The sequence below is a fragment of the Candidatus Methylomirabilota bacterium genome (assembly GCA_036002485.1).
Taxonomy (GTDB): Bacteria; Methylomirabilota; Methylomirabilia; order Rokubacteriales; family CSP1-6; genus AR37.
Genome location: DASYTI010000168.1, coordinates 1 through 4,419, shown reverse-complemented (window position 1 = coordinate 4,419; position 4,419 = coordinate 1). Strand labels below are relative to the sequence as shown.

Annotated in this window: 6 protein-coding genes; all 6 read left to right on the top strand. The window is 67.4% G+C overall.

All coding sequences use genetic code 11. The annotated features are described in order from the left end of the window. A partial coding sequence (locus VGT00_15915; GenBank protein HEV8532908.1) for a cupredoxin domain-containing protein occupies nt 1-189 on the top strand: 189 nt, incomplete at its 5' end. A gap of 15 nt (nt 190-204) precedes the next feature. Next, nucleotides 205-1,044, top strand: a complete 840-nt coding sequence (locus VGT00_15910; protein HEV8532907.1) for an FTR1 family protein — start codon at nt 205-207, stop codon at nt 1,042-1,044. Next, on the top strand, nt 1,041-1,214 hold the full coding sequence (locus VGT00_15905; protein ID HEV8532906.1) for a hemin uptake protein HemP: 174 nt from the start codon (nt 1,041-1,043) through the stop codon (nt 1,212-1,214). The genes VGT00_15910 and VGT00_15905 overlap by 4 nt, the downstream gene beginning before the upstream one ends. A gap of 85 nt (nt 1,215-1,299) precedes the next feature. Beyond that, nucleotides 1,300-2,079 carry a transporter gene (locus tag VGT00_15900; protein HEV8532905.1) on the top strand — a complete coding sequence of 260 codons (780 nt, stop codon included), beginning with the start codon at nt 1,300-1,302 and terminating at the stop codon, nt 2,077-2,079. Between the two features lie 22 nt (nt 2,080-2,101). Then, nucleotides 2,102-3,397, top strand: a complete 1,296-nt coding sequence (locus VGT00_15895; GenBank protein HEV8532904.1) for an amidohydrolase — start codon at nt 2,102-2,104, stop codon at nt 3,395-3,397. Then, entirely contained in the window at nt 3,394-4,059 is a 666-nt protein-coding gene (locus VGT00_15890; protein ID HEV8532903.1) for a carboxylesterase, read from the top strand. Before VGT00_15895 ends, VGT00_15890 begins: the two co-directional genes overlap by 4 nt. Nucleotides 4,060-4,419 lie beyond the last annotated feature (360 nt).

Here is a 4,419-nt window from a genome sequence, read left to right as displayed (position 1 = left end):
TTCGTCCTCGTCATCACCAACAAGGACAAGGGTCCGGAAGAGTTCGACATGCAGCAGCCGCGGATCGAGAAGGTCATTCCCGCGGGCAAGACCGTGCGCCTCAAGATGCCGGCGCTCAAGCCGGGCAAGTATCCGTTCGTGGGCGAGTATCACTCCGAGACGGCCAAGGCCACCATCGTCGCCGAGTAGATCGCCAGGGACAGCATGGGCGCTGCCTTCGTCGTCACCCTCCGCGAGGCCTTCGAGGCCTCCCTCATCCTCGGCATCGTCTACGGCTATCTCCAGAAGGTCGGGGCCCGCGACGGCTACCGGTACGTGACGTGGGGCGGGGCGGTGGGGCTGCTCCTGAGCGTGGCCATGGGCTTGGCCGTGACTTTCCTGTCCGGTCCCCTGCTCGATCTGGGCCCCGACATCATCACCCTGGTAGTCATCTTCGCGGCGGTGGGATTGCTGACGTGGCACGCGTGGTGGATGCAGCAGCACGCCCGGCTCATCAAGGGGCAGGTGCAGCATCGCATTGACGAGGCGCGGGCGGGCAATCGGTTGTGGGTCGTGGGACTCATCGCCTTCACCGGCGTCTTCCGCGAGGGCGCGGAAACCGTCCTCTTCCTCTGGGGCATCATGGCCCAGGCCGAGGGCGCGGCGGGGTGGACCAGCGTGGTCGGTGGGGTGGCCGGCGTGGGCGCCGCCGCCGCCATCGGCTGGGGCATCTTTCACGGCGGCCGTCACATGAGTCTGTCTCGCTTCTTCAACATCACCACGGCCTTCATCATGCTGCTCGCCGCCGGTCTCTTCGCGACCGGGGTCGCCCGCCTGCAGGGCCTGGGCCTGTTGCCGATGTCCGAGCCGATCTGGAACACCTCCTGGCTGCTGAGCGACAAGAGCGTGGCCGGCGGCTTCCTCTCCGGCCTCATCGGGTATCGTTCGCAGCCGACCTTCCCCGAGATCTGCGTCTACGTCGCGTACCTCCTCGTGATGGGCATCGTGCTCTTCGGCCGCCGGACCCCGGCCGCCGTCCCCCTCGCGGATCCGACCCAGCCATGAGCGCCGAGGACACACGGCCCCTCCGCCCTGCGGGCCTCGGGCCGCCGCCCGTCGTGCGCGTCTCCAGCTCCGAGCTCTTCCGCGGGGAACGGGAGATCGTGGTCGTCCACCACGGCCAGGAGTACAGGCTGTTCATCACCAAGGCGGACAAGCTGATCCTGACGAAGTAGACCGGCCCAGCCAGCCCGCGCTCCTTCTCCTTCGGCGCCAGCCAGCCATAGCCGCCGGAGCCTGCTCCGGCCCGAAGGAGCTTCCATGCGCTATGCGTGCGCCCTGCTCGCCGCCCTCTTGCTCTGCCCGATGTCGGCGAGCGCCGACGAGGAGCCAGAGATCAGGTTCTTCTATCCCGTCGTCACGCGCCGACCCGTCATCGAGCGCGAGCTCGAACTCGGTTTCCAGCACTCCAAGTCCCGCGAGGGCCGCGCGAGTCAGGTCTCGGGCGCTCTCGAGTGGCCGATCACGCCGTGGTGGCAGATCGAAGTCGAGATGCCCTTCGTGTATCAGCATCCGAACGATGCTGCCTCGGCGGCGGGTCCGGGCGATCTCGAGCTTCAGAACAAGTTCCTCCTGTGGAAGTCGGTCCAGCACCTCGTGCTCTTGTCCGGCGGATTCGAGCTGCGTCTGCCGAGCGGTTCGGAGCGCCGGGGGCTGGGAGGAGAGTTCTCCATCGAGCCCTTCGTGACCGGCGGTATCGCCCTGGGGCCCTTCGACGTGATCGCCGCCGTCGCCTACGAGTGGAACCTCAACAATGTCCGCGGGCCCCGCGAGCAGCAGCTCACGGCCGATCTGGCCGTGGGCTGGCCCGTCTCGCGCTGGTTCACGCCCTTTCTCGAGCTCAACACGGTGAGCAAGATTCAGGGACAGGAGGACGAAGACACCGTCAAGCTCCGCGGCCGGACGCAGCTCTACCTGACCCCGGGCTTCAACGTCCGTCCCCTGCCGGGCGCGACCTTCCGCCTGGGCGTCCAGCTACCGGTCTCGGATCGCCGCCAATTCGACTACCGCATCCACGCAGGGCTGGTCTGGGAGTTCTAGCCACGCTAGAATCGCCGCCCTGATGCGTCTCGTGCCGGATCTCGTCTACTCCGACGGTCGCTCCCAGTCCGGGCTCGCCGTGGACGTCGCGGACGGTCGCATCACCGCCGTGGCGCCCTTCCCGGGCGAGGCAGACGCGGTCCGGCTCTCGGGCAAGGCGCTCCTTCCCGGCACCGTCAACGCCCACTGCCATGCCTTCCAGTCGCTGCTCCGCGGGCTCGGTGACGACCTGGATTTCATGGCGTGGCGCGATCGTGTGCTCTATCCCTACTCGGCGCGTCTCGATCGCAACGGCATCTATCTGAGCGCGGCCTTCGCCTTCGCCGAGATGCTGCTCCACGGAGTCACCACGTGCGTGGACTTCTTCTATCTCCAGGACGAGGGCAATGACAATGCCGAGGCCGTGATCCAGGCGGCGCGCGATATCGGCATCCGGCTGGTCCTCGCTCGCGCCATGTACGACTGGGAGGGGGCTCCCCCGCGCTACCGCGAGAAGCCGGCCGACGCGGCCAGGCGCACCGCCGATCTGATCGCGAAGTATGGTCGCGATCCGCTCATCCGCGTGCTGCCGGCGCCCCACAGTCCTCACGGAGCTTCCTCCGCCATGATCCGCGCCGGCTTCGAGGTTGCTCAATCGACCGACACGCCCTTCCACATCCACGTGGCCGAAGCGCAGTACGAGGGAGCACGAACCCTGAAGGAACACGGGGCCACGCCCATCCGCTATCTGGACAAGCTCGGGGTGCTCGGCGAGCGGATGATCGGCGTCCACTGCGTGTGGCTCGACGACGAGGAGGTCCGCCTCATGGGCGAGCGCGGGGCCGCCCTCGCCTACTGCCCGTCGTCGAACATGATCCTGGGCGACGGCATCACCCGGATCACCGAGCTCGCGGCGGCCAGCGTCCTGATCGGCCTCGGCACGGATGGCGGCTGCACGAACAACCGCCTTTCCGTCTTCGAAGAGATGCGCATGGCGGCGTTGCTTCAGAAGGTGCGGCACCTCGACGGCACGCGGCTTCCCGCCGAGCTCGCGTTTCAGATGGGCACGCTCGACGGCGGCCGGCTCCTCGACCTCGAGGTCGGAGACATCGAGCCGGGAATGCTCGCCGATTTGGTCGCCGTGGACCTGACGCACCCGTCGCTGCATCCACCCGGGAATCTTCTCAAGAGCGTCGTCTACGCCATGTCGCCCCAGGCCGTGACCGACGTCTGGGTCCACGGCCGCCGGATCGTGCAGGACAAGAGGCTCGCCACGCTCGACCAGGATGACTTGATGGCGCGTGTGGCCGCGCTCACTCGCGGCTGGACGGCGGCATGAGCGAGCTGCTCGAAACCGTCGAGATCGAGTCCGGCCCCTCGCCGCGTGCCTCCATCATCTGGCTGCATGGGCTGGGAGCCGACGGACATGACTTCGAGCCCATCGTGCCCGAGCTCGGACTTCTGGGCTCCCTACCCGTTCGGTTCGTCTTTCCACACGCGCCCCTCATGCCGGTCACCATCAATGGCTTTGCTGTGATGCGGGCCTGGTACGACGTCACCGGCGATGGGCGCGAGGACGAGGCCGGCATCCGGGCCTCCCAGTCATGCGTCGAGGCCCTGGTGGCGCGGGAGAAAGCCAGCGGCATCGGCGCCGCCTCCATCGTCCTGGCCGGGTTCTCTCAGGGCGGCGCCGTCGCGCTTCAAACCGGGCTCCGCTACCCCGAGCGACTCGCCGGCCTTCTCGCCCTCTCGACCTATCTGCCTCTCGCCGACAGGCTGGCCGCCGAGGCGAGCCCCGCGAACCGCACCGTCCCCATCCTGATGTGCCACGGCCTCCACGATCCGCTCATCCCGCTGGCCAGGGCTTCACAGTCCCGCGACGCGCTACGAGCGCTCGGCTACGCGGTGGAGTGGAAGGAATACCCGATGCCGCACACGGTCTGCGCGGAAGAGATCGCGGACATCGGTCGCTGGCTCCGCAGAGTCCTCGCGTCGCCCTAGCGGGGGTTGAGCACGCTAGCCTGGGCTATTGGCGAGCGCGCATACCCCATTCTGGCCTCCCCCTCACCCTGCCCTCTCCCCCTCCGGGGGCGAGGGATCAAAATGAATCCCTCTCCCTCAGAGAGGGAGAGGGCCGCAGTTCGAGCTGAGGGGCGCAGCCCTGAGGCGAGGGCTGAGTAGACCAGGGTGGCGTTGTCTCGTGAATGGTTCGGGCTAGGAGCCTGTCGGAGAAATGCTCCGACGTCGATTTTGGGGGTACGAAACGTATTGGTCGGATCGAGATCGTTGATCCTGAGCCAAGTGCGCGATCGCATTCTTCGTCGCAGTGTCGTCAAACCCATTACTCCGACAGGCTCCTAG